Consider the following 24040-nt stretch of genomic DNA (forward strand, 5'->3'; position numbering starts at 1 on the left):
TACAAATGAAAAAGAAAGGTTTATAATGTAATTGACATAATAAATTCTAGAATCAATCTATCAAGGAGGTTATCATTATGCCTAATTATATTAAAGCGGATCAGTTTTTCTACCCACACGGAGTTCGTCGTGGCGGTTACTTGGAACTTGTGGATGGCAAGTTTGGCAAACATGTAGAACAGATTCCTGAAGGAGCTGAGGTGATTGACTATACCGGTTATAGCATTGCACCAGGACTTGTGGATACCCACATTCATGGATTTGGTGGTGTCGATGTCATGGACAATAACATCGAAGGAACCCTTCATACCATGAGTGAAGGCTTGCTTAGCACGGGTGTTACCAGCTTCTTGCCAACGACTTTGACTTCCTCTTACGAGCAGTTGCTTGCGGTAACTGAAAATATCGGTGCTCGTTACCAGGAAGCAAGTGGAGCCAAGATTCGTGGGATCTATTTTGAAGGCCCTTATTTCACAGAGAAATACAAAGGAGCTCAAAACCCTGCTTACATGAAAGATCCTCGTATGGATGAGTTTCGTGCTTGGCAAAAAGCAGCAAATGGCTTGCTTAATAAAATTGCCCTTGCACCAGAACGTGAAGATGTAGAAGACTTTGTTCGTACGATTACGGGCGAAGGTGTGACTGTTGCTCTTGGACACTCCAATGCGACATTTGATGAAGCTAAAAAAGCAGTCGACGCTGGAGCGAGTGTTTGGGTACATGCCTACAACGGAATGCGTGGGTTGACTCACCGTGAGCTCGGTATGGTGGGAGCCATGTATGAGTTGCCACATACTTACGCTGAATTGATTTGTGATGGTCACCATGTGGATCCAAAGGCCTGTGATATTTTGCTCAAACAAAAAGGAACTGAAAATATCGCTCTTATCACAGACTGTATGACAGCTGGTGGCTTGGAAGATGGAGACTACATGTTGGGAGAATTCCCAGTAGTAGTTGCCAATGGAACTGCTCGCCTCAAATCTACAGGCAATTTGGCAGGTTCTATCCTTAAACTCAAAGATGGTTTGAAAAATGTAGTCGAATGGGGCATTGCGAACCCGCATGAAGCAGTCATGATGGCCAGCCTCAACCCAGCAAAATCTGTTCACATCGATGATGTGTGCGGTCAAATCCGTGAAGGTTATGATGCTGACTTTATCGTCCTAGATAAAGATTTGGAATTGGTAGCAACCTACCTAGATGGTGTGAAACGTTATCAAGCCTAAGAAGATAAAAAATAGGGGTCAATAAGGGACTCCTATTTTTATTATCAGATGAAAATAATAGGATTAAAGAAATTCCTAATGTGGGAAACAAGCAAAATCCTTTTCTTGTAATAAAAAATTAGATATAATATACGGTACAAAGGAAGTAGTAAGAATGTATCGTGTTATAGAAATGTATGGGGACTTTGAACCGTGGTGGTTCATAGAAGGCTGGGAAGAAGATGTCATCATGAGTCAATCTTTTGACAAGTATTATGATGCTCTCAAATATTATAAGTTATGCTGGTTTGAGTTGGAAAAGAAGAATCCTCTTTATAAGAGTCGGAGTGATTTGATGACTATTTTTTGGGATCCTGCTGATAAACGCTGGTGTGATGAGTGTGATGAGTATTTGCAACAGTACCATTCTTTGGCACTTTTACAGGATGAGCAAGTCATCCCCGATGAAAAGCTACGTCCAGGTTATGAAAAACAAACAGGTCAAGAAAAGCACCGTTCTTGCCGCATGAAATGGAGATAAAAAAAGCAACTTTTTAAGTTGCTTTTTTTATTTTTTTGCGAATAGTTAGATAAGGAGGGCGGTATGGTACAAGAAATTGCACAAAAAATTATTGCTACTGCGAAAGAAAAGAAGGCTCAGGATATCTATTTTATTCCCAAGGAAAAGTCCTACGAACTTCACATGCGGATTGGAGACGAACGGTGTCTCGTTGACTCCTATGAGTTTGATATTTTAGCTGCTGTGATTAGTCATTTTAAGTTTGTAGCGGGTATGAATGTAGGAGAGAAGAGACGTAGTCAGCTGGGCTCTTGCGACTATCAGCATGGGGAGAAGGTGTCTTCTCTGCGTTTGTCTACCGTGGGAGATTATCGGGGGTATGAGAGTTTGGTCATTCGTTTGTTGCACGATGAGGAAAGAGAGTTGCGATTTTGGTTTCAGGATCTAGCAGAATTAGGGGAACAACACAGGCAAAGGGGCCTCTACCTTTTTGCAGGTCCAGTTGGAAGTGGCAAGACGACCTTGATGCACGAATTGGCCAAGTCACTTTTTAAGGGGCAGCAGGTCATGTCCATCGAAGATCCTGTCGAAATCAAGCAGGACGACATGCTCCAGTTGCAGTTGAATGAGGCGATTGGATTGACCTATGAAAATCTGATCAAACTGTCTCTCCGGCATCGTCCGGACCTCTTGATTATTGGTGAAATTCGGGATAGCGAGACGGCGCGTGCAGTGGTCAGAGCCAGTTTGACAGGTGCGACAGTCTTTTCAACCATTCATGCCAAGAGTATCCGAGGAGTTTATGAACGCCTTCTGGAGTTGGGTGTGACGGAGGAGGAACTAGCAGTTGTCCTGCAAGGAGTCTGCTACCAGAGATTAATCGGGGGAGGAGGAATCGTTGACTTTGCAAACAAAGACTATCAAGAACACCAGCCAACTAGCTGGAATGAGCAGATTGATCAGCTTCTTAAAGATGGACATATCACAAGTCTTCAGGCTGAAACGGAAAAAATTAGCTACAGCTAAGCAGAAGAAAATCATCACCCTGTTTAACAACCTCTTTTCCAGTGGCTTTCATTTGGTGGAAATTATTTCTTTTTTGGGCAGAAGTGCCCTGCTGGAAAAGGACTATGTGGCCCAGATGCACCAAGGCTTGTCTCAGGGGAAATCCTTCTCAGAAATGATGAACAGCTTGGGTTTTTCAAGTGCCATCGTGACCCAATTATCCCTAGCTGAAGTTCATGGAAATCTCCATCTGAGTCTGGGGAAGATAGAAGAATATCTGGATAATTTGTCCAAGGTCAAGAAAAAATTAATCGAAGTGGCGACCTATCCCCTGATTTTGCTGGGATTTCTCCTGCTAATCATGCTGGGATTGAGAAACTATCTACTCCCCCAACTGGACAGTAGCAATATCGCCACCCAAATCATTGGCAATCTGCCACAAATATTTCTGGGACTAGTGCTGGTTTGCGCTCTATCTGTACTTTTAGCCCTCACTTTCTACAAAAGAAGTTCCAAGATGCGGGTCTTCTCAATGTTAGCACGGATTCCCTTTCTGGGAATCTTTGTCCAGACCTATCTGACAGCCTATTATGCGCGTGAATGGGGCAATATGATTTCGCAGGGAATGGAGCTGACGCAGATTTTTCAGATCATGCAGGAACAAGGTTCCCAGCTCTTTAAAGAAATCGGTCAAGATCTGGCTCAAGCCCTGCAAAATGGCCGCGAATTTTCTCAGACTATAGGAACCTATCCTTTCTTTAAAAAGGAGTTGAGTCTCATCATCGAGTATGGGGAAGTCAAGTCCAAGCTGGGGAGTGAGTTGGAAATCTATGCTGAGAAGACTTGGGAAGCCTTTTTTACCCGAGTTAATCGTACCATGAATCTGGTGCAGCCACTGGTTTTTATCTTTGTGGCCCTGATTATCGTTTTACTTTATGCGGCAATGCTTATGCCCATGTATCAAAATATGGAGGTAAATTTTTAAAATGAAAAAACTCATGACAAATTTAAAAAAAGCCAAGGTTAAAGCTTTCACTTTGGTAGAAATGTTAGTCGTCTTGCTTATCATCAGCGTACTTCTCTTGCTCTTTGTGCCCAATTTGACCAAGCAAAAGGATGCCGTAGATGATAAAGGAAAAGCTGCTGTTGTCAAGGTCGTGGAAAGCCAGGCAGAACTCTATCGTTTGGATAAAAATGATGACGCCAGTCTCAGCAAATTACAAGCGGACGGCCGTATCACAGCTGAGCAAGCTAAAGCTTATAAAGACTATCATGCAAAACAAAAAACAAGTCAAACTGTTGCAGATTAAGGCCTTTACTATGTTGGAAAGTCTCCTTGTTTTGGGACTTGTGAGTGTTCTTGCTTTGGGCTTGTCCGGATCAGTTCAGTCCAGTTTTGCAGCGGTAGAGGAGCAGATTTTCTTTATGGAGTTTGAAGAACTCTATCGGGAAACGCAAAAACGCAGTGTAGCCAGTCAGCAAAAGATCAGTCTGAACTTAGATGGACAGACGATCAGCAATGGCAGTCAAAACTTGACCGTTCCTAAAGGAATTCAGGCACCCTCAGGACAAAGCATTATATTTGACCGAGCTGGAGGCAATTCGTCCCTGGCTAAGGTTGAATTTCAAACCAGCAAAGGAGCGATTCGCTATCAATTATATCTAGGAAATGGAAAAATTAAACGCATTAAGGAAACAAAAAATTAGGGCAGTAATCTTACTAGAAGCAGTAGTAGCTTTGGCTGTGTTTGCCAGCATTGCGACCCTTCTTTTGGGGCAAATTCAGAAAAATAGACAAGAAGAGGCAGAAATCTTGCAAAAGGAAGAAGTCTTGCGTGTAGCTAAGATGGCTCTGCAAACAGGGCAAAATCAGGTAAACATAAATGGAGTTGAGATTCAGGTATTTGCTAGTGAAAAAGGAGTGGAGGTCTACCATGGTTCAGAGAAGTTACTCGACCTTAAAGAGCAGTAAGGTAAGAGCGTTTACTCTCTTAGAATCACTGATTGCCCTTATCGTCATTAGCGTAGGCTTGCTCCTTTTTCAAGCTATGGGTCAGCTTCTCATTTCAGAAGTTCGTTACCAGCAGCAAAGCGAGCAAAAGGAGTGGCTCTTGTTTGTGGATCAACTGGAGGCAGAGTTAGAGCGTTCGCAGTTTGAAAAGGTAGAAGGCAATCGCCTCTACATGAAACAGGATGGTAAGGATATCTCTATAGGGAAATCTAAATCGGATGATTTTCGGAAGACCGATAGCAGTGGACGGGGCTACCAACCTATGGTTTATGGACTTAAATCAGCTCAAATTACAGAGGGAAATCAACTGGTTCGCTTCCGTTTCCAGTTTCAAAAAGGCTTAGAAAGGGAGTTCATCTATCGTGTGGAAAAAGCAAAAAGTTAAGGCAGGCGTTCTCTTATATGCAGTCACCATGGCAGCTATTTTTAGCCTTTTGTTGCAGTTTTATTTGAACCGGCAAGTCGCCCATCACAAAGACTATACCCTAAACAAAGAGAAGTTGGCAGCTTTTGCCATGGCCAAGCGAAGTAAGGATAAGGCTGAGCAAGAAAGTGGGGAACAAGTTTTTAACTTAGGAAAAGTCAGGTATCACAATACGAAAACAGGTTTTGCAACAAGTGTTCGTATGAATAAGGGAGACTATGAATTTCTCTTTCCTCCGATGGAAAACCAAGAAAAGAAAACAGCTAAAAAGGAAGAGGTAGCGACTGATTCAAGCAATCAAGCAGGGAAGAAAAAATCAGAAGAAAAGCCTGAAAAGAAAGATAATTCCTAGTCAATTCAACTACTTTGTGCTAAACTAAAAACATGAAACACGATTTTAATCACAAAGCAGAAACCTTTGATTCCCCTAAAAATATCTTCCTTGCAAACTTGGTTTGTCAAGCAGTTGAAGCACAGATTGATTTTCTATCAGACAAGGAAATACTGGACTTTGGTGGTGGAACGGGTCTGTTAGCTTTGCCTCTAGCTAAGCAAGCCAAGTCGGTTACCCTTGTGGACATTTCAGAGAAAATGCTGGAGCAAGCCCGTTTGAAAGCAGAGCAACAAGACATCAAGAATATCCAGTTTTTGGAGCAGGATTTACTGGCAAATCCCTTGGAGCAGCAATTTGACCTGATTGTTGTCAGTCGGGTTCTTCATCATATGCCTGATATAGATGCGACTCTTGCCATGTTTCACCATCACCTTAGGGAGAATGGACAGGTCTTCATTGCTGATTTTACTAAGATAGAGCCTAACCATCATGGTTTTGATTTAGCTGAACTGGAAACCAAGCTCGCTCAGAATGGTTTTTCAAGCATTGACAGTCAGATTCTCTATAGTGCTGAAGGTCTTTTCCTCGGAAATTATTCAGAACTCTTTTTAACAGTAGCCCAAAAATCACTCGCTGACTAAAGCAGTGATTTTTTCTCTTCAGATGGAAAAAAGGAGGGAAATTTGATAAGATAGGAATATGGATTTTGAAAAAATTGAACAAGCTTATACGTATTTACTAGAGAATGTCCAAGTCATCCAAAGTGATTTGGCGACCAACTTTTATGATGCCTTAGTAGAGCAAAATAGTATCTACCTAGATGGCGAGACAGAGCTGGAGCAGGTCAAGGAGAACAATCAAGCCCTTAAGCGCTTAGCGCTTCGCAAGGAAGAGTGGCTCAAGACCTACCAGTTTCTCTTGATGAAGGCAGGACAAACGGAACCTTTACAGGCCAATCACCAGTTTACACCAGATGCCATTGCCCTCCTCTTGGTACTTGTTGTGGAAGAGTTGTTTGAACAAGAGGAAATTAGCATCCTCGAAATAGGTTCTGGTATGGGCATTTTGGGGGCTACTTTCTTGACTTCTCTCTCTAAAAAAGTAGATTACTTGGGAATCGAAGTGGATGACTTGCTGATTGATTTGGCAGCCAGTATGGCAGATGTGATTGGTTTACAGGCTGGTTTTGTTCAAGGCGACGCGGTTCGTCCGCAAATGCTTAAGGAAAGCGACGTGGTCATTAGCGACTTGCCTGTTGGCTATTACCCAGACGATGCCATCGCTTCGCGCTATCAAGTGGCTTCTAGTCAAGAGCATACCTATGCCCATCATTTGCTGATGGAGCAAGGGCTCAAGTACCTTAAGTCAGATGGCTATGCTATTTTTCTAGCTCCGAGTGATTTATTGACCAGTCCTCAAAGTGACTTATTAAAAGGGTGGCTCAAAGACGAAGTGAGTCTGGCTGCCATCATCGCTCTGCCAGAGGATATTTTCTCAACTGCAAGCCAAGCTAAAAGTATTTTTGTCTTACAGAAGAAAAGAGATAAAGAAATAGAACCCTTTGTTTACCCTCTTACTAGCTTGCAAGATCCGTCAGTTTTGTTGACCTTTAAAGAAAATTTTCAAAATTGGAGCAAAGGTACTGAAATATAAAAGAGATTTTGTTATAATAGATGAAAACGCTTAAAAAAGAGGTATCATCTTATGACAAAAACAATTGCAATCAATGCAGGAAGCTCAAGCTTGAAATGGCAACTTTATCAAATGCCTGAAGAGAAAGTTTTGGCTAAAGGCTTGATTGAACGTATTGGATTGAAAGATTCCATTTCAACAGTAAAATTTGACGGTCGTTCGGAGCAACAAATTCTTGATATTGAAGATCACACGCAAGCCGTTAAAATTTTATTGGATGACTTGATTCGTTTTGACATTATCAAAGGGTACGATGAGATTACAGGTGTCGGACACCGGGTCGTTGCAGGTGGTGAATATTTCAAGGAATCAACAGTTGTTGAGGGAGATGTGTTAGAAAAAGTTGAGGAATTGGGACTCTTGGCTCCCCTTCACAATCCAGCTAACGCAGCTGGAATTCGCGCATTTAAGGAATTGCTTCCAGATATTACCAGTGTTGTCGTATTTGATACCTCATTCCACACAACCATGCCAGAAAAGGCTTATCGCTACCCTCTACCAACTAAATATTACACAGACAACAAGGTTCGTAAATATGGTGCCCACGGGACAAGCCACCAGTTTGTCGCAGGAGAAGCAGCGAAACTTTTGGGCCGTCCTCTAGAAGATTTGAAATTGATTACCTGCCATATTGGTAACGGGGCTTCTATCACAGCTGTTAAGGGTGGGAAGTCTGTGGATACTTCTATGGGATTCACACCACTTGGAGGTGTGATGATGGGAACTCGTACAGGAGATATTGACCCTGCTATCATCCCTTATCTCATGCAATATACAGAGGATTTTAATACCCCAGAAGATATTAGTCGCGTTCTCAATCGTGAATCAGGGCTTATGGGAGTTTCTGGTCAGTCAAGCGATATGCGTGATGTGATTGCTGCCATGGAAGCAGGAGATCATGATGCGACTTTAGCCTATGAAATGTATGTTGATCGTATCCAAAAACATATCGGTCAATACCTTGCAGTCTTAAATGGAGCAGATGCGATTATCTTCACAGCAGGTATCGGTGAAAATGCAGCTTTGGTTCGTGAGGATGTCATTTCAGGTATCTCTTGGTTTGGTTGTGATGTGGATCCAGAAAAGAACGTCTTTGGCGTAACGGGAGACATCTCAACTGACGCAGCGAAAATCCGTGTCTTGGTTATTCCAACAGATGAAGAATTGGTGATTGCACGCGATGTTGAGCGCTTGAAAAAATAAGTAAATACACGTAAAATTTGATTGTAAAAAGAAGTTGGGAAAGAGATTTTCCAGCTTTTTTTATGTAGAAAATGTCTAAAACCTTGCTGTTATTGGCTTTTTCAAAAAATATGGTATAATAGTAGTAATTTAATAGATGGAGTTGAGTTTTGAAGAAAAGCTTTCGTGTAAAAAGAGAGAAAGATTTTAAGGCGATTTTCAAGGACGGAACAAGTTTTGCCAATCGAAAATTTGTTGTCTACCAATTGGAAAACCAGCAAAACCATTTTCGAGTAGGACTGTCCGTCAGTAAAAAGCTGGGGAATGCAGTTACCAGAAATCAAATCAAGAGACGAATCCGGCACATTCTACAAAGTGTAAAAGGGAGTTTAGTAGAGCATGTTGATTTTGTCGTGATTGCCCGAAAAGGGGTGGAAACCTTGGAATATGCAGAGATGGAGAAAAACCTACTCCACGTATTAAAGTTATCAAAGATTTACCAGGAAGGAAATGGGAGTGAAAAAGAAACTACAGTTGACTAGTTTGTTAGGCTTGTCCTTGTTTATCATGACAGCCTGTGCAACAAATGGTACAGCTAGCGATATAACAGCAGATTCGACAGACTTTTGGAGCAAATTCGTCTATTTTTTTGCTGAAATTATCCGCTTTTTGTCCTTTGACATTAGTATCGGAGTGGGGATTATTCTCTTCACGATTTTGATTCGGACGATTTTATTGCCTGTCTTTCAGACACAGATGGTTGCCTCTAGAAAAATGCAAGAGGCTCAACCGCGCATCAAGGCTTTGCGAGAGCAATATCCGGGTCGTGATATGGAAAGTAGAACCAAGCTAGACCAGGAGATGCGTAAGGTTTATAAAGAGTTAGGAATCAAACATTCATCCTCTCTCTGGCCGATTTTAATACAAATGCCGGTTCTTTTGGCACTCTTTCAAGCCTTGAGTCGAGTAGACTTTTTGAAAACAGGTCACTTTTTATGGATTAATTTGGGAGGAGTAGATACAAGTTTTGTCCTTCCAATTTTGGCGGCAGTCTTTACCTTCTTGAGTAGCTGGTTATCGAATAAAGCTTTGTCTGAAAAAAGTGGAGCTACGACAGGGATGATGTATGGTATGCCTGTATTGATCTTTGTTTTTGCCATCTCCGCCCCAAGTGGTGTAGCCTTGTACTGGGCTGTATCCAATGCTTACCAAGTTCTGCAAACCTATTTCTTGAACAATCCTTTCAAGATCATTGCTGAAAGAGAAGCAGTGGCGCAAGCAGAAAAAGATTTAGAAGGCAAGAAGAGAAGAGCCTTGAAAAAAGCACAGAAAAAGAAAAAATAAGGAGGAATCTGGTAATGGTATTATTTACAGGTTCAACGGTTGAAGAAGCAATCCAAAAAGGATTGAAAGAATTAGACATTCCAAGAATGAAGGCCCACATCAAGGTCGTTTCGAAAGAGAAAAAAGGATTCTTAGGCTTGTTTGGTAAGAAGCCAGCTCAAGTTGATATCGAAGCGATTAGTGAAACGACAGTGATCAAAGCCAATCAGCAGGCCATTAAAGGGGTTCCAAAAGAAGTTAATGAAAAAAATGAACCCGTGAAAACAGTCAGTGAAGCAACTGTTGATTTGGGTCATGTAGTGGAAGCGATTAAGAAGATTGAAGAAGAAGGTCAAGGTGTTTCTGAAGAGGTCAAGGCTGAAATCTTGAAAAATGAAAAGCATGCCAGCACGATTTTGGAAGAAACAGGCCATATTTCAATTTTAAATGATTTGGAACCAGAGGATACTACCGAGGAAGTGGAATCTGCTCCAGAAAAAGAAACTGAAAGGCAGGAAGTAGCGAGTCAATCTTTGGAAGATTTAGGCTTGAAAGTAGAACCAAGTTATGACATCGAACAAGTGGCAACTGAAGTAGCTAGCTACGTTCAAACCATTGTAGATGATATGGATGTTGAAGGGACGATTTCAAGCGACTACAATCGCCGAACTATCAATCTTCAAATTGACACGAATGAACCAGGTCGTATTATCGGTTACCACGGAAAAGTCTTGAAAGCTCTTCAACTGTTAGCGCAAAATTACCTTTACAATCGATATTCAAGAACCTTCTACATCACAATCAATGTCAATGATTACGTTGAACACCGTGCAGAAGTCTTGCAAACCTACGCTCAAAAATTGGCGACTCGCGTTTTAGAAGAAGGACGTAGCCAACAAACAGATCCAATGTCAAATAGCGAACGCAAGATTATCCATCGCATTATTTCACGCATGGATGGCGTGACGAGTTACTCTGAAGGTGACGAGCCAAATCGCTATGTTGTCGTAGATGCAGAATAAGCAAAGCAAAATCAGGTTCGTCCTGATTTTTTGCTAGGAAAGGAAAGATTCAGATATGCTGAAAGCAGTTAGAGAATACCTATCATTTGCAGGGGTCCAGTACCGTAATCCTGATAAAGCTGGTGATGAAAGAGAAAAGATGCTGGACTTGCGGCAAAAAGGTCAAGAGGCTCGGAAGTCTTTTACAGAATTGGTCAAAACCTTTCAAGCAAGTCATCCAGAATGGCAACTGCAACAGACTAGTCAGTGGATGAACCAAGCGCAACGCTTGCGACCGCATTTCTGGGCCTATCTACAGAGAGACGGACAAGTGACAGAACCTATGATGGCTCTTCGTTTGTATGGAACACCTACTAATTATGGGATTTCTTTGGAAGTCAGTTTCATCGAGCGCAAGAAAGATGAACAGACTTTAGACAAGCAAGCCAAGGTTTTAGAACTTCCAGCGGTAGAAGGAATTTATTATCTAGTCTATTCAAATGGAGAAAGTCATAAGGCGGAGGCTACTGAGGAGAATCGTCATACTTTACGTGAGAAGGTGAGAAGTCAGGAAGTCCGTAAAGTTTTGGTTAAGGCAGATGTTTCCTTCATTGCAAATCAGTCAGTAGAAGCGATATTGGAGAAGCTAGAAGAGGCATATGCGCGCTTGCTTCCGTACTACGAAGTGACGAGGGAATAGAAAATCAAATGTGTTAGATGAACGCAAATTGTTTTATTGCTATTCTATGCATTTTTTCATATAATAGTAAAATAGGATGTGTGATTCATTAATCACCTCAAAGAGAAAGGAAATTCTATGTCAAATCTATCTGTTAATGCAATTCGTTTTCTAGGTATTGACGCCATCAACAAAGCAAACTCAGGTCACCCAGGGGTGGTTATGGGGGCTGCTCCAATGGCCTATAGCCTCTTTACAAAGCAACTTCGTATCAATCCAGCTCAACCAAACTGGATCAACCGCGATCGCTTTATTCTTTCAGCAGGACACGGCTCAATGCTTCTTTATGCCCTTCTTCACCTCTCTGGTTTTGAAGATGTTAGCATGGATGAAGTCAAGAACTTCCGCCAATGGGGTTCAAAAACACCAGGTCACCCAGAATTTGGTCATACAGCAGGGGTTGACGCTACAACTGGTCCTCTAGGACAAGGGATTTCTACTGCTACTGGTTTTGCCCAAGCAGAACGCTTCCTTGCAGCGAAGTATAACCGCGAAGGCTTCAATATCTTTGACCACTATACTTATGTGATCTGTGGAGACGGAGATTTGATGGAAGGTGTCTCAAGTGAGGCGGCTTCATATGCAGGCTTGCAAAAGCTTGACAAGTTGGTGGTTCTTTATGATTCAAATGACATTAACTTGGATGGTGAGACAAAAGATTCCTTTACAGAAAGTGTTCGTGACCGTTACAATGCCTACGGTTGGCATACAGCCTTGGTTGAAGATGGAACAGACTTGGAAGCAATCCATGCTGCTATCGAAACAGCTAAAGCTTCAGGCAAACCATCTTTGATTGAAGTGAAGACTGTTATTGGATACGGTTCTCCAAACAAACAAGGAACCAATGCGGTACACGGTGCTCCTCTTGGAGCAGATGAAACTGCGGCTACTCGCCAAGCTCTCGGTTGGGACTATGAACCATTTGAAATCCCAGCTGAAGTTTATGCTGATTTCAAAGAAAATGTTGCAGACCGTGGCGCATCAGCTTATCAAGCTTGGACAAAATTAGTTGCTGATTATAAAGAAGCTCATCCAGAACTGGCTACAGAAGTAGAAGCCATCATCGACGGACGTGACCCAGTTGAGGTGACTCCAGCAGACTTCCCAGCCTTAGAAAATGGTTTCTCTCAAGCAACTCGTAATTCAAGCCAGGATGCTTTGAACGTTGTAGCTGCTAAATTGCCAACTTTCTTAGGTGGTTCAGCTGACCTCGCTCACTCAAACATGACTTATATCAAAACGGACGGACTTCAAGACGACGCTAATCGCTTGAACCGCAACATTCAGTTTGGTGTTCGTGAGTTTGCAATGGGAACAATCTTGAACGGGATGGCCCTTCACGGTGGACTTCGTGTATACGGTGGTACTTTCTTCGTCTTCTCTGACTATGTGAAAGCAGCTGTCCGCTTGTCAGCCTTGCAAGGACTTCCTGTGACTTATGTCTTTACCCACGATTCAATCGCAGTTGGGGAAGATGGTCCAACGCACGAACCAGTTGAACACTTAGCAGGTCTTCGTGCTATGCCAAATCTCAATGTTTTCCGCCCAGCAGATGCGCGTGAAACTCAAGCAGCTTGGTACCTTGCAGTGACAAGCGAAAAAACACCAACTGCTCTTGTCTTGACACGTCAAAACTTGACTGTCGAAGAGGGAACAGACTTTGACAAAGTTGCGAAAGGTGCCTATGTCGTCTATGAAAATGCAGCAGACTTTGATACGATCTTGATTGCAACAGGTTCAGAGGTGAATTTGGCGGTCGCAGCTGCCAAAGAATTGGCTAGTCAAGGTGTAAAAGTCCGTGTAGTCAGCATGCCATCAACAGATGTCTTTGACGCACAAGATGCAGCTTACAAGGAAGAAATCCTTCCAAATGCAGTTCGCCGTCGTGTTGCAGTCGAAATGGGTGCAACTCAAAACTGGTACAAGTATGTTGGTCTTGATGGTGCCGTTCTCGGTATTGATACCTTTGGAGCATCTGCCCCAGCACCAAAAGTATTGGCAGAGTACGGATTTACAGTTGAAAATCTAGTCAAAGTCGTTCAAAACTTGAAATAATCACAAAAATCAGAGTGAAAACTCTGATTTTTTATAACCATAAAAACAAGGCACAATCTTGTAAAAGTAGCTGAAATTTGATATAGTAGTCCTATGTAAAACACAAAGGAGAAAACAATGAATCCAAATATTACTTTCTTAATCATGCTTGTAGGTATGTTTGCCTTGATGTTCTTTATGCAACGTTCTCAAAAGAAACAAGCACAAAAGCGTATGGAAAGCTTGAACAAGCTTCAAAAAGGCTATGAAGTCATTACAATTGGTGGACTTTACGGAACAGTGGATGAAGTAGATACTGAGAAAGGTACAATCGTACTGGATGTAGATGGCGTTTATTTGACCTTTGAATTGGCTGCTATCAAGACCGTTTTGCCACTCAAAGAGGCTGTGACACCAGAAGGAACAGTTGTTGACGAAAGCGGAGCAATCGAAGAATAAAACGGGATCTGTCACTCCCGTTTTTCTATGAGATGAGAGGAAAAGGGATGAAAAAAATAGTATTTGTTTGCTTAGGAAATATCTGTCGTAGCCCCATGGCAGAGTTTGTGATGAAATCCATGACGAGCGATTACCACGTCGAAAGCCGGGCAACGTCATCATGGGAACATGGCAATCCGATTCATAAGGGAACGCAAGGGATTTTCCAGCAATATCAGATCCCGTATGATAAAGACAAAACATCGCTTCAGATTGGCAGGGAAGACTTTGAATCGTTTGATTACATTATCGGTATGGATGCTTCAAACGTTTCAGATCTGCGTAAAATGTGCCCTCAGGAACTACAGTACAAGATCTACTCTTTTGCGGCAGAAAGTGTTCCAGATCCATGGTACACAGGAGATTTTGAGGAAACCTATGCGCGCATCACAAGTGGATGCCAAAGCTGGTTAGACCGTTTAGAAAATGAGAGTGACAATGGAAAAGTTTAAAAAAATCTTTGAAAAATATCGAGTATATCTAACTCGCCCGCGTATAGAGATTGCAACCGTTCTTCTAATCGCTATCTGCGCCGTATCAGTTTTTCTACTAAACACTCCAAAAAAGGGTGTACTGACACTTGACAATGGTGCGCTTGTTTATGATGGAACCTTGGTAAGAGGGAAGATGAATGGTCAGGGGACTATGACCTTTGAAAACGGGGACCAATACACAGGAGAGTTCAATAATGGGGCTTTTAATGGTAAAGGGACTTTTCAATCAAAAGATGGCTGGAAATACGAAGGTGATTTTGTAAATGGTCAGGCTGAAGGTCAAGGGAAGTTGACTACAGAGCAAGAAGTTGTTTATGAGGGGACCTTTAAACAAGGCGTTTTTCAGCAAAAACAGTAGTCTCCAAGTTAGGAGACTATTTTCAAAGCCTGAAAAGAAAACGCTTTCTTGTCTTGAATTCGATAACTAACTATCAACTAGAAAAACTTTGTGAAATAAAAAAATTTTTTCCATAATTTCACAATCGTCCAGACAAAACTCTATTGTATAGCTATATTGAGAAAAAAATCACAATCTTAGAAAATTTCTTTGTGAAATGCTTATGAAACTGTTTACAAAGCATAAAAAAAGAGTTATAATAAATTTGTGAAATAATTAACAAAGGATAACATCCTTAAAGGCTATGGAGGATAATATGGCTGATAAAAAAACAGTAACCCCAGAGGAAAAACAACTTGCTGCTGAAAAGCATGTCGATGGTCTCGTGAAAAAAGCCTTGGTTGCGCTTGATGAAATGCGCAAGTTGAACCAAGAGCAAGTTGACTATATCGTGGCAAAAGCTTCGGTTGCCGCACTTGACGCGCACGGTATCCTTGCACAACACGCAGTTGAAGAAACTGGTCGTGGAGTATTTGAAGACAAGGCGACAAAAAACCTATTTGCCTGCGAACACGTAGTGAACAATATGCGTGGAGTTAAAACAGTTGGAGTTATTGAAGATGATCCAATTACAGGTTTGACAAAGATTGCGGAGCCTGTAGGGGTAATCTGTGGTGTCACTCCGACAACAAACCCAACTTCAACAGCGATTTTCAAATCACTCATTGCTTTGAAAACACGTAACCCAATCGTTTTTGCCTTCCACCCATCAGCTCAAGAATCATCAGCTCACGCAGCACAAATCGTTCGTGATGCAGCCATCGCAGCTGGCGCACCTGAAAACTGTGTTCAATGGATTACAAAGCCATCTATGGAAGCAACTGGAGCGCTAATGAACCACGAAGGTGTTGCAACTATTCTTGCAACTGGTGGGAACGCTATGGTTAAAGCTGCATACTCATGTGGAAAACCAGCTCTTGGGGTAGGTGCCGGAAACGTTCCTGCCTATGTAGAAAAATCTGCTGACCTTCGTCAAGCTGCTCATGACATCGTTATGTCTAAATCATTTGATAATGGGATGGTCTGTGCATCAGAACAAGCGGTTATCATTGATAAAGAAGTATATGACGAATTTGTAGAAGAATTCAAATCATATCACACTTACTTTGTAAACAAGAAAGAAAAAGCGCTTCTTGAAGAATTCTGTTTCGGCGTGAAAGCAAACAGCAAAAACTGTGCAGGTGCTAAACTAAACGCAAACATCGTTGGTAAACCAGCAGCATGGATTGCTGAACAAGCAGGATTCAGCGTTCCAGAAGGAACAAACATCTTGGCTGCAGAATGTGCAGAAGTAGGACCGAAAGAACCATTGACTCGTGAAAAATTGTCACCAGTTATCGCTGTCCTAAAAGCTGAAGATACAGAAGACGGTCTTAAAAAAGCTCGCCAAATGGTTGAGTTTAACGGACTTGGTCACTCAGCAGCTATTCATACAAAAGACGAAGCTCTTGCTAAACGCTTTGGTACAGAAATCAAAGCAATGCGTATTATCTGGAACTCTCCATCTACTTTCGGTGGTATCGGTGACGTATACAACGCCTTCATTCCATCATTGACACTTGGATGTGGTTCATATGGACACAACTCAGTCGGTGATAACGTGAGTGCGATCAACCTTCTAAACATCAAGAAAGTAGGGAAACGTAGAAATAATATGCAATGGTTTAAAGTTCCTTCAAAAATTTACTTCGAACGCAATTCTATCCAATACCTTCAAACATGTGAAGATATTGAACGCGTTCTGATTGTTACAGACAAATCGATCGAAAAACTTGGCTTTGTTCAACGTGTTATTGATCAATTGAACGCACGTAGCAACCGTGTAACTATTCAAGTCTTCTCAGATGTTGAACCAGATCCAGACATCACAACTGTAGAACGTGGTGCTGAAGTGATGAAAGCATTTGAACCAGACACAATCATTGCTCTTGGTGGTGGTTCTCCAATGGACGCGGCCAAAGTAATGTGGCTCTTCTACGAACAACCAGAAATCGACTTCCGTGACTTGGTTCAAAAATTCATGGACATCCGTAAACGTGCCTTCCGCTTCCCATCACTTGGTAAGAAAGCGAAGTACATCGGTATTCCAACAACTTCAGGTACAGGTTCAGAAGTAACACCATTTGCCGTTATCTCTGATAAGAAAAACAACCGCAAATACCCATTGGCTGACTACTCATTGACACCAACTATTGCCATTGTTGACCCTGCTTTGGTTGAGTCAGTTCCAGACTTCATCGCTGCTGATACAGGTATGGACGTCTTGACTCACGCGACTGAAGCCTACACTTCAAACTTTGCTAACGACTACACAGACGGTATTGCGCTTCAAACAATCAAACTTGTCTTTGAATGGTTGGAAAAATCTGTTAAGACAGCTGACCCAGAAGCACGTGAAAAAATGCATAATGCGTCTACGATGGCTGGTATGGCCTTCGCCAATGCCTTCCTTGGTATGAGCCACTCAATGGCCCACAAGATCGGTGGTGTTCACCATACTGTTCACGGACGTACAAACGCAATCTTGCTTCCATATGTTATCCGTTACAACGGAACTCGTCCATCTAAGACTACTACATGGCCTAAATACAACTACTGGAAAGCTGATGAGAAATTCCAAGACATCGCGAAAATGCTTGGCTTGCCTCACTCAACTCCAGAAGAAGCAGTTGAAGCATACGCTAAAGCAGTTTACGAACTTGGTGAAGCAGTTGGAATCACAATGAACTTCAAAGGCTTTGGAATCGATGAAAAAGCTTGGAAAGACAGCTTGCATGAAATTGCCTTGCTTGCTTATGAAGACCAATGTTCTCCTGCGAACCCACGCTTGCCAATGGTAGCTGACATGGAAGAAATCATGGCAGATGCTTACTATGGTTATGCAGAACGTCCAGGACGTCGTAAATAATCGTTTATCAGCCTAGAGGCAGGAGTGATCCTGTCTCTTTTTTTGTAAACTCTGAAAGAGTTGAAATCGGAGTTTTACCTTGAAATGAAGAAAATATGCAGATATTATAAAAGATTCTAGAGATATGCTTTGAAAATAAAAGAATAGATGAATGAAAAGGGGGAGAAAAAGTAGAAAAGCAGGAGAGAAAATCAACGCCCATACTTGCAATTAAACTCAAATAGTTATATAATAGGTTTGTTGAAAGGTGATTTGTAGTGATTCAAGTTACTCTTTTCACAATAAAATTTTCATGATTTTCATAAGGAGGAAATCACTAATGGTAGTTAAAGTTGGTATTAACGGTTTCGGCCGTATCGGTCGTCTTGCTTTCCGCCGTATCCAAAACGTAGAAGGTGTTGAAGTTACTCGCATCAACGACCTTACAGATCCAGTTATGCTTGCTCACTTGTTGAAATACGACACAACTCAAGGTCGTTTCGACGGTACTGTAGAAGTTAAAGAAGGTGGATTCGAAGTTAACGGTAAATTCGTTAAAGTTTCTGCTGAACGTGATCCAGAACAAATCGACTGGGCTACTGACGGTGTAGAAATCGTTCTTGAAGCAACTGGTTTCTTTGCTAAGAAAGATGCAGCTGAAAAACACCTTAAAGGTGGAGCTAAGAAAGTTGTTATCACTGCTCCTGGTGGAAACGACGTTAAAACAGTTGTATTCAACACTAACCACGACGTTCTTGACGGTACTGAAACAGTTATCTCAGGTGCTTCATGTACTACAAACTGCTTGGCTCCAATGGCTAAAGCTCTTCAAGACAACTTCGGTGTTGTAGAAGGATTGATGACTACTATCCACGCTTACACTGGTGACCAAATGATCCTTGATGGACCACACCGTGGTGGTGACCTTCGCCGTGCTCGTGCTGGTGCTGCAAACATCGTTCCTAACTCAACTGGTGCTGCTAAAGCTATCGGTCTTGTAATCCCAGAATTGAACGGTAAACTTGACGGATCTGCACAACGTGTTCCAACTCCAACTGGATCAGTTACTGAATTGGTAGCAGTTCTTGAAAAGAACGTTACTGTTGATGAAGTGAACGCAGCTATGAAAGCAGCTTCAAACGAATCATACGGTTACACAGAAGATCCAATCGTATCTTCAGATATCGTAGGTATGTCTTACGGTTCATTGTTTGACGCAACTCAAACTAAAGTTCTTGACGTTGATGGTAAACAATTGGTTAAAGTTGTATCATGGTACGACAACGAAATGTCATACACTGCACAACTTGTACGTACTCTTGAATACTTTGCAAAAATCGCTAAATAATTCTTGAGTCGATAAAAGCAAGGCCTTCTGGTCTTGCTTTTTTGTATAGAAAAATGGATGATAGTGTCATCCATTTTGTTTTAATTCTGTTTCGAAAGTATCCGAGAGGGCAGTAAAACTCAATTTTTCTAAGGTAAGTGGATGGGTAAAGGAAAGTCGAAAGGCATGGAGCATGAGCCTGCTTACTTTTGATCTAGAGTTATAGAGAGGATCGCCCAGGATAGGGTACTTATGATGAGAAAGGTGAACACGAATCTGATGCGTTCGACCGGTCTTTAGTTTGCAACGGACAAGGGTAGTCTGATTTGGAAATTGCTTTAATCGACTGATATGCGTTTCAGCATATTGTCCATTTTTTGCATCAACTATTCTTTTTCTACGATCGTGGCGATCACGGCCGATTTTATCTCGGAAGATAAGTTCTTTACTCTCTACTCGCCCTTCTATAAGTGCCCAGTACTCACGAACGATTTCCTTTTTTTCCAACAAATGATTGAGAATGGGTAAGATAAAAGGATTTTTAGCAAAAAGCACTAAACCGCTTGTTTCCATGTCCAGGCGATGAACGACATAGCAGGTTTGACCAACGTAGGCAGAGACATGGTTGAGAAGGGCAATTTCATTAGGTTGATTTCCGTGAGTTTTCATGCCTTCGGGCTTGTTGACGATAATGAGATGTTGGTCTTGATAAATCTCTTGAACGAGGTCTGGATTGCCCCAAAGGATTTCTTTTTGGGGATAATCTTCCTCGTCAAAAGTCAACTGGCAAATGTCCCCTGGCTTGACCATCTCGTTCCAGTGAATTTCTTTGTGGTTAATTAGGATGTTCTTCTTTATTCTCAAAAAATGGCGGATTTTTCTAGGGATGAGGAGTTGTTCCTCTAAGAATTGTTTGACCGTCATTTGAGGCAAGGATTCGGGTAATGTAAATGTGAATTGCATACAGATATTGTAACAAAAAAAGCCCTATTTGGATAGGGAGTAGCTAAATTCTTGAGTTCCTATGGTGAAGATGATAAAATAAACGCATGAAATTAGATAAATTATTTGAGAAGTTTCTTTCTCTCTTTAAAAAAGAAACGAATGAATCAGCGGAGTCTGATTCGACTAGCATGCGCCGTTCACGGAGCGATAGAAAAAAATTGTCCCAAGTAGGCCCGATTCGGAAATTTTGGCGCCGTTATCATCTGACAAAAATTGTCATCATTTTAGGGTTAAGTGCAGGTTTGCTAGTAGGAACCTACCTATTTGCGATAGCCAAGTCGACCAATGTCAATGACTTGCAAAATGCCTTGAAAACGCGAACTCTGATTTTTGACCGCGAAGAAAAAGAGGCAGGAGCCCTATCAGGTCAAAAGGGAACCTATGTTGAACTGACAGATATTAGTAAAGACTTGCAGAATGCTGTCGTCGCGACAGAGGACCGTTCCTTTTATAAAAATGATGGGATTAACTACGGTCGTTTCTTTCTAGCCATCCTTACAGCGGGTCGTTCTGGAGGGGGTTCCACCATCACTCAACAGTTGGCGAAAAATGCCTATCTTTCCCAGGACCAGACCGTTGAACGGAAGGCCAAGGAGTTTTTCCTTGCCTTAGAGTTGACAAAGAAATACAGCAAGGAGCAAATCCTTACTATGTACCTCAATAACGCCTACTTTGGAAATGGAGTATGGGGCGTTGAAGATGCAAGTAAGAAATATTTTGGTGTATCGGCTTCACAACTAACGCTTAATCAGGCGGCTACTCTAGCAGGGATGCTCAAGGGACCAGAATTGTACAATCCATTAAATTCTGTTGAAACTTCGACCAACCGTAGGGATACTGTTTTGCAAAATATGGTTGCAGCGGGCTATATTGATAAAAATCAAGAAACCGAAGCGGCTGGAGTAGATATGGCTTCTCAACTGCAAGATAAGTATGAAGGCAAAGTTTCGGATTATCGTTACCCGTCCTATTTTGATGCAGTTGTCAACGAAGCAGTTTCCAAGTACAATCTCACAGAAGAAGAGATTGTCAACAACGGCTATCGAATCTACACAGAGCTTGACCAAAACTACCAAGCAAACATGCAGGTTATTTACGAAAACACTTCGCTATTTCCAACGGCAGAAGATGGAACGCATGCCGAATCAGGTAGTGTTGCTCTAGAGCCTAAAACGGGTGGAGTGCGTGGAGTTGTTGGCCGTGTAGCTGGTGATGACAAACCAGGCTTCCGCAATTTCAACTATGCCACTCAGTCTAAGCGTAGCCCAGGCTCAACTATTAAACCTTTAGTCGTTTATACACCCGCAGTAGAAGCAGGATGGGCCTTGAACAAGCAACTGGATAATCATACGATGCAGTACAACAGTTATCAAGTAGATAACTATGCGGGTATTAAGACATCTCCAGAAGTACCTATGTATCAGGCCTTGGCGGAATCACTCAACCTGCCAGCTGTTGCGACTGTAAATGAATTAGGTATTGACAAAGCTTTTGACGCTGGGGAGAGATTTGGTCTGAATATGGAAAAAGTTGACCGAGTTCTTGGAGTTGCTCTTGGTGGAGGTGTGGAAACGAATCCTCTCCAGATGGCGCAAGCCTATGCAGCCTTTGCTAATGGAGGTTTAATGCCTGAAGCACATTTCATCACTCGTATTGAAAATGCCAGCGGCCAGGTCATCAAGAGTCATAAAAACTCCCAAAAACGAGTGATTGATAAGTCTGTAGCTGATAAAATGACCAGCATGATGCTAGGAACATTTACCAATGGTACGGGAATTAGTTCGTCGCCAGCGGATTACGTTATGGCTGGTAAAACAGGTACGACTGAAGCTGTTTTCAACCCGGAATATACCAGTGACCAGTGGGTGATTGGTTATACTCCGGATGTGGTCATCAGCCACTGGCTCGGCTTCCCAACAACAGATGAGAATCATTATTTAGCAGGTTCGACCTCCAATGGAGCAGCCCATGTCTTTAGAAGTATGGCTAATACCATTTTACCTTACACTACAGGTAGCACTTTTACAGTTGAGAATGCTTATAAACAAAATGGGATTGAACCAGAAAATACGAAAAAGCAGGTTGTTGAAAATGAGACAAACCAGTCTGAGGACCCGATAGGAGATATTCGTAGTCGTGCACAAAATCTTGTAGATGAAGCAGGACGTGCGATTTCAGAAGCTAAAATAAAAGAAAAAGCCCAGACAATATGGGACTCAATCCTTAATCTATTTCGTTAAGAGGCTTGTCAAAGCCTAGGTTTCTTGTTATAATAGATAAGATGGAGGCGTTATGGCACTAAAAAAAGCAAGCCTAGCTTGTGCAGTTTGTGGTTCAAGGAATTACTCAATCAAAATTAGTGGGAACCCCAAGCCAACACGACTAGAAGTAAATAAATTTTGTAAACATTGTGGAAAATATACGACACATAGAGAAACGAGATAGGAGAGAACGATGGGTTTTATTAAGGATATTTTTAAACTTCTTAAAGAAACAACTTGGCCAACTCGCAAAGAAAGCTGGAGAGATTTTCGCTCTATTATGGAATACACAGCCTTCTTTGTGGTCATCATTTACATTTTTGACCAGTTGATTGTATCAGGTTTGATTCGATTTATTAACATTTTTTAGAAGAAAAGTGGAGAAGTTCTGCTAACTTTCTTCTATATATGTATGAAAGGAAATATCATGGATAGTTTTGACAAGGGATGGTTTGTTCTACAAACTTATTCTGGCTATGAAAATAAGGTAAAAGAAAATCTATTGCAACGTGCGCAAACATATAACATGTTGGATAATATTCTACGCGTTGAGATTCCAACACAAACCGTGCAAGTTGAGAAAAATGGAAAGAAAAAGGAAGTTGAAGAGAATCGCTTTCCAGGTTATGTCCTTGTAGAAATGGTCATGACAGATGAAGCATGGTTTGTCGTTCGAAACACACCTAACGTAACAGGATTCGTCGGCTCACACGGTAACAGATCAAAACCAACTCCACTTTTGGAACAAGAAATCCGTGATATTCTGGTTTCAATGGGACAAACTGTTCAAGAGTTCGATATTGATGTTGAAGTTGGCCAGACAGTCCGCATCATTGATGGCGCTTTTGCAGACTACACAGGTAAAATTACTGAAATTGATAACAACAAAGTGAAGATGATTATCTCTATGTTTGGTAATGATACGATTGCAGAAGTGAATCTCAACCAAATTGCAGAATTATAACCCCAGAGAGGCTTTGCCTCTCTTTTTATGTGCCGTTGAGGGAGGAAGAAGTATAAAACAGAGGAAGTAGACCCATGGACTCGCGCATTTTGCTAAACTAAATGCAGAAAGGAGAGGTCTATGAATCTAAAAGACTTATATGAAGAAAGCAAGGGAATCGTCCATAAGTGTCGCAAAGATTATCATTTGCATCTGTGGGAGAAAGAGGACTGGGATCAGGAAGGCATGTTATGTCTGTATGAGCTGGTGAGTCGCAACCCAGAGTTACTAGAGGGGGAGCGCCATCAACTATATGTTTGCTTTAAAACAAAATTTAGAAATCGTATTCTAGATTACATCCGTAAACAGGAAAGTCACAAGCGCCGTTTTGACAAAGAACCCTATGAAGAGGTGAGTGAGATTAGCCATCGTCTAGGAGAAAAAGGACTCAGGCTGGACGATTATTATCTCTTTCACGAACTTCTAAAGAATTACAAATCAAAGCAGAGTATGGAAAAACAAGAATTAATAGACCGTCTCATGGGAGGGGAAGTCTTTAGAGGACGTAAAGCTCTCCTGAGAGAACTTTCCCTTATCTTTTCAGAATTTCGGTAAAGAGGAAAAAAAGTCCTTGACAAAGGTAAAAAAGTAGGTATAATAGAAAGAGTCGAAAAGCTCAGGTCCGTTGGTCAAGGGGTTAAGACACCGCCTTTTCACGGCGGTAACACGGGTTCGAATCCCGTACGGACTATGGT

28 protein-coding genes and 1 tRNA gene are annotated in these 24040 nt (G+C 41.8%); 28 read left to right on the plus strand and 1 reads right to left on the minus strand.

All coding sequences use genetic code 11. The features are described 5' to 3' along the window. Positions 1-77: 77 nt before the first annotated feature. From nagA to gap, 22 genes are all read left to right on the plus strand, one after another. The gene (gene nagA, locus M1G01_RS09415) at positions 78-1229 is read left to right on the plus strand and encodes an N-acetylglucosamine-6-phosphate deacetylase (RefSeq protein ID WP_247931680.1); all 1152 of its coding nucleotides are present in this window, start codon (positions 78-80) and stop codon (positions 1227-1229) included. A gap of 154 nt (positions 1230-1383) precedes the next feature. Beyond that, positions 1384-1749 carry a DUF1033 family protein gene (locus M1G01_RS09420; protein ID WP_247931681.1) on the plus strand — a complete coding sequence of 122 codons (366 nt, stop codon included), beginning with the start codon at positions 1384-1386 and terminating at the stop codon, positions 1747-1749. 63 nt (positions 1750-1812) lie between these two features. Next, positions 1813-2754: a competence type IV pilus ATPase ComGA gene (gene comGA, locus M1G01_RS09425; RefSeq protein ID WP_247931682.1), complete on the plus strand. Its 942-nt coding sequence runs from the start codon at positions 1813-1815 to the stop codon at positions 2752-2754. Further along, on the plus strand, positions 2702-3718 hold the full coding sequence (gene comGB, locus M1G01_RS09430; protein ID WP_247931693.1) for a competence type IV pilus assembly protein ComGB: 1017 nt from the start codon (positions 2702-2704) through the stop codon (positions 3716-3718). Before comGA ends, comGB begins: the two co-directional genes overlap by 53 nt. Position 3719: 1 nt before the next feature. Beyond that, a complete protein-coding gene (gene comGC, locus M1G01_RS09435) occupies positions 3720-4043 on the plus strand; it encodes a competence type IV pilus major pilin ComGC (RefSeq protein WP_000735798.1) in 324 nt (107 codons plus the stop codon). Next, on the plus strand, positions 4006-4440 hold the full coding sequence (gene comGD, locus M1G01_RS09440; RefSeq protein WP_247931683.1) for a competence type IV pilus minor pilin ComGD: 435 nt from the start codon (positions 4006-4008) through the stop codon (positions 4438-4440). Before comGC ends, comGD begins: the two co-directional genes overlap by 38 nt. Beyond that, on the plus strand, positions 4403-4705 hold the full coding sequence (gene comGE, locus M1G01_RS09445) for a competence type IV pilus minor pilin ComGE (protein WP_195595061.1): 303 nt from the start codon (positions 4403-4405) through the stop codon (positions 4703-4705). Before comGD ends, comGE begins: the two co-directional genes overlap by 38 nt. Continuing rightward, positions 4668-5129, plus strand: a complete 462-nt coding sequence (gene comGF / locus M1G01_RS09450; protein WP_247931684.1) for a competence type IV pilus minor pilin ComGF — start codon at positions 4668-4670, stop codon at positions 5127-5129. Before comGE ends, comGF begins: the two co-directional genes overlap by 38 nt. Continuing rightward, a complete protein-coding gene (gene comGG / locus M1G01_RS09455) occupies positions 5107-5520 on the plus strand; it encodes a competence type IV pilus minor pilin ComGG (protein ID WP_247931685.1) in 414 nt (137 codons plus the stop codon). The genes comGF and comGG overlap by 23 nt, the downstream gene beginning before the upstream one ends. A gap of 32 nt (positions 5521-5552) precedes the next feature. Then, positions 5553-6143 (plus strand): class I SAM-dependent methyltransferase, encoded by a 591-nt coding sequence (locus M1G01_RS09460; RefSeq protein ID WP_247931686.1) that lies wholly within the window; start codon positions 5553-5555, stop codon positions 6141-6143. 58 nt (positions 6144-6201) lie between these two features. Then, positions 6202-7155, plus strand: coding sequence for a class I SAM-dependent methyltransferase (locus M1G01_RS09465; protein WP_049519113.1), 954 nt, complete (start codon positions 6202-6204; stop codon positions 7153-7155). 51 nt (positions 7156-7206) lie between these two features. Beyond that, positions 7207-8397 carry an acetate kinase gene (locus M1G01_RS09470; protein WP_000167790.1) on the plus strand — a complete coding sequence of 397 codons (1191 nt, stop codon included), beginning with the start codon at positions 7207-7209 and terminating at the stop codon, positions 8395-8397. Positions 8398-8546: 149 nt separating this feature from the next. Next, on the plus strand, positions 8547-8918 hold the full coding sequence (gene rnpA / locus M1G01_RS09475; protein ID WP_000748120.1) for a ribonuclease P protein component: 372 nt from the start codon (positions 8547-8549) through the stop codon (positions 8916-8918). After that, positions 8893-9720 carry a membrane protein insertase YidC gene (locus M1G01_RS09480; RefSeq protein ID WP_000728097.1) on the plus strand — a complete coding sequence of 276 codons (828 nt, stop codon included), beginning with the start codon at positions 8893-8895 and terminating at the stop codon, positions 9718-9720. The genes rnpA and M1G01_RS09480 overlap by 26 nt, the downstream gene beginning before the upstream one ends. Before the next feature lie 14 nt (positions 9721-9734). Further along, positions 9735-10721, plus strand: coding sequence for an RNA-binding cell elongation regulator Jag/EloR (gene jag, locus M1G01_RS09485; protein ID WP_247931687.1), 987 nt, complete (start codon positions 9735-9737; stop codon positions 10719-10721). Positions 10722-10776: 55 nt separating this feature from the next. Further along, entirely contained in the window at positions 10777-11400 is a 624-nt protein-coding gene (locus tag M1G01_RS09490; RefSeq protein ID WP_247931688.1) for a ribonuclease P, read from the plus strand. Between the two features lie 117 nt (positions 11401-11517). Further along, positions 11518-13494 (plus strand): transketolase, encoded by a 1977-nt coding sequence (gene tkt / locus M1G01_RS09495; protein ID WP_247931689.1) that lies wholly within the window; start codon positions 11518-11520, stop codon positions 13492-13494. A gap of 117 nt (positions 13495-13611) precedes the next feature. After that, positions 13612-13932: a preprotein translocase subunit YajC gene (gene yajC, locus M1G01_RS09500; RefSeq protein ID WP_070657906.1), complete on the plus strand. Its 321-nt coding sequence runs from the start codon at positions 13612-13614 to the stop codon at positions 13930-13932. A 47-nt stretch (positions 13933-13979) separates the two neighbouring features. Beyond that, a complete protein-coding gene (locus tag M1G01_RS09505; protein ID WP_247931690.1) occupies positions 13980-14423 on the plus strand; it encodes a low molecular weight protein-tyrosine-phosphatase in 444 nt (147 codons plus the stop codon). After that, the gene (locus tag M1G01_RS09510; protein WP_000410457.1) at positions 14410-14823 is read left to right on the plus strand and encodes an MORN repeat-containing protein; all 414 of its coding nucleotides are present in this window, start codon (positions 14410-14412) and stop codon (positions 14821-14823) included. The genes M1G01_RS09505 and M1G01_RS09510 overlap by 14 nt, the downstream gene beginning before the upstream one ends. Before the next feature lie 295 nt (positions 14824-15118). Beyond that, positions 15119-17770 (plus strand): bifunctional acetaldehyde-CoA/alcohol dehydrogenase, encoded by a 2652-nt coding sequence (adhE, locus tag M1G01_RS09515; RefSeq protein WP_247931691.1) that lies wholly within the window; start codon positions 15119-15121, stop codon positions 17768-17770. A gap of 319 nt (positions 17771-18089) precedes the next feature. Continuing rightward, positions 18090-19097, plus strand: coding sequence for a type I glyceraldehyde-3-phosphate dehydrogenase (gene gap / locus M1G01_RS09520; RefSeq protein WP_000260682.1), 1008 nt, complete (start codon positions 18090-18092; stop codon positions 19095-19097). 66 nt (positions 19098-19163) lie between these two features. Here the strand turns inward: gap and M1G01_RS09525 are convergent, their stop codons facing one another. Then, positions 19164-20039 carry an RluA family pseudouridine synthase gene (locus M1G01_RS09525; protein WP_080976186.1) on the minus strand — a complete coding sequence of 292 codons (876 nt, stop codon included), beginning with the start codon at positions 20037-20039 and terminating at the stop codon, positions 19164-19166. A gap of 86 nt (positions 20040-20125) precedes the next feature. Here M1G01_RS09525 and pbp2a point away from each other — a divergent pair, with 86 nt between their 5' ends. The 6 genes from pbp2a (at position 20126) to M1G01_RS09555 (ending at position 24036) form a co-directional block, all read left to right on the plus strand. Beyond that, positions 20126-22321, plus strand: coding sequence for a penicillin-binding protein PBP2A (gene pbp2a, locus M1G01_RS09530; protein ID WP_247931692.1), 2196 nt, complete (start codon positions 20126-20128; stop codon positions 22319-22321). 52 nt (positions 22322-22373) lie between these two features. Continuing rightward, entirely contained in the window at positions 22374-22526 is a 153-nt protein-coding gene (gene rpmG, locus M1G01_RS09535; protein ID WP_001809375.1) for a 50S ribosomal protein L33, read from the plus strand. A gap of 9 nt (positions 22527-22535) precedes the next feature. Then, positions 22536-22712, plus strand: a complete 177-nt coding sequence (gene secE / locus M1G01_RS09540) for a preprotein translocase subunit SecE (RefSeq protein ID WP_000505776.1) — start codon at positions 22536-22538, stop codon at positions 22710-22712. A gap of 57 nt (positions 22713-22769) precedes the next feature. After that, positions 22770-23306 (plus strand): transcription termination/antitermination protein NusG, encoded by a 537-nt coding sequence (gene nusG / locus M1G01_RS09545; protein ID WP_000376732.1) that lies wholly within the window; start codon positions 22770-22772, stop codon positions 23304-23306. 120 nt (positions 23307-23426) lie between these two features. Then, entirely contained in the window at positions 23427-23900 is a 474-nt protein-coding gene (locus M1G01_RS09550; protein WP_045591891.1) for a hypothetical protein, read from the plus strand. A gap of 64 nt (positions 23901-23964) precedes the next feature. Next, positions 23965-24036: transfer RNA gene (locus tag M1G01_RS09555), tRNA-Glu, on the plus strand. Positions 24037-24040: the final 4 nt, after the last annotated feature.

The organism is Streptococcus oralis (assembly GCF_023110055.1).
GTDB classification, from domain to species: Bacteria; Bacillota; Bacilli; order Lactobacillales; family Streptococcaceae; genus Streptococcus; species Streptococcus oralis_BY.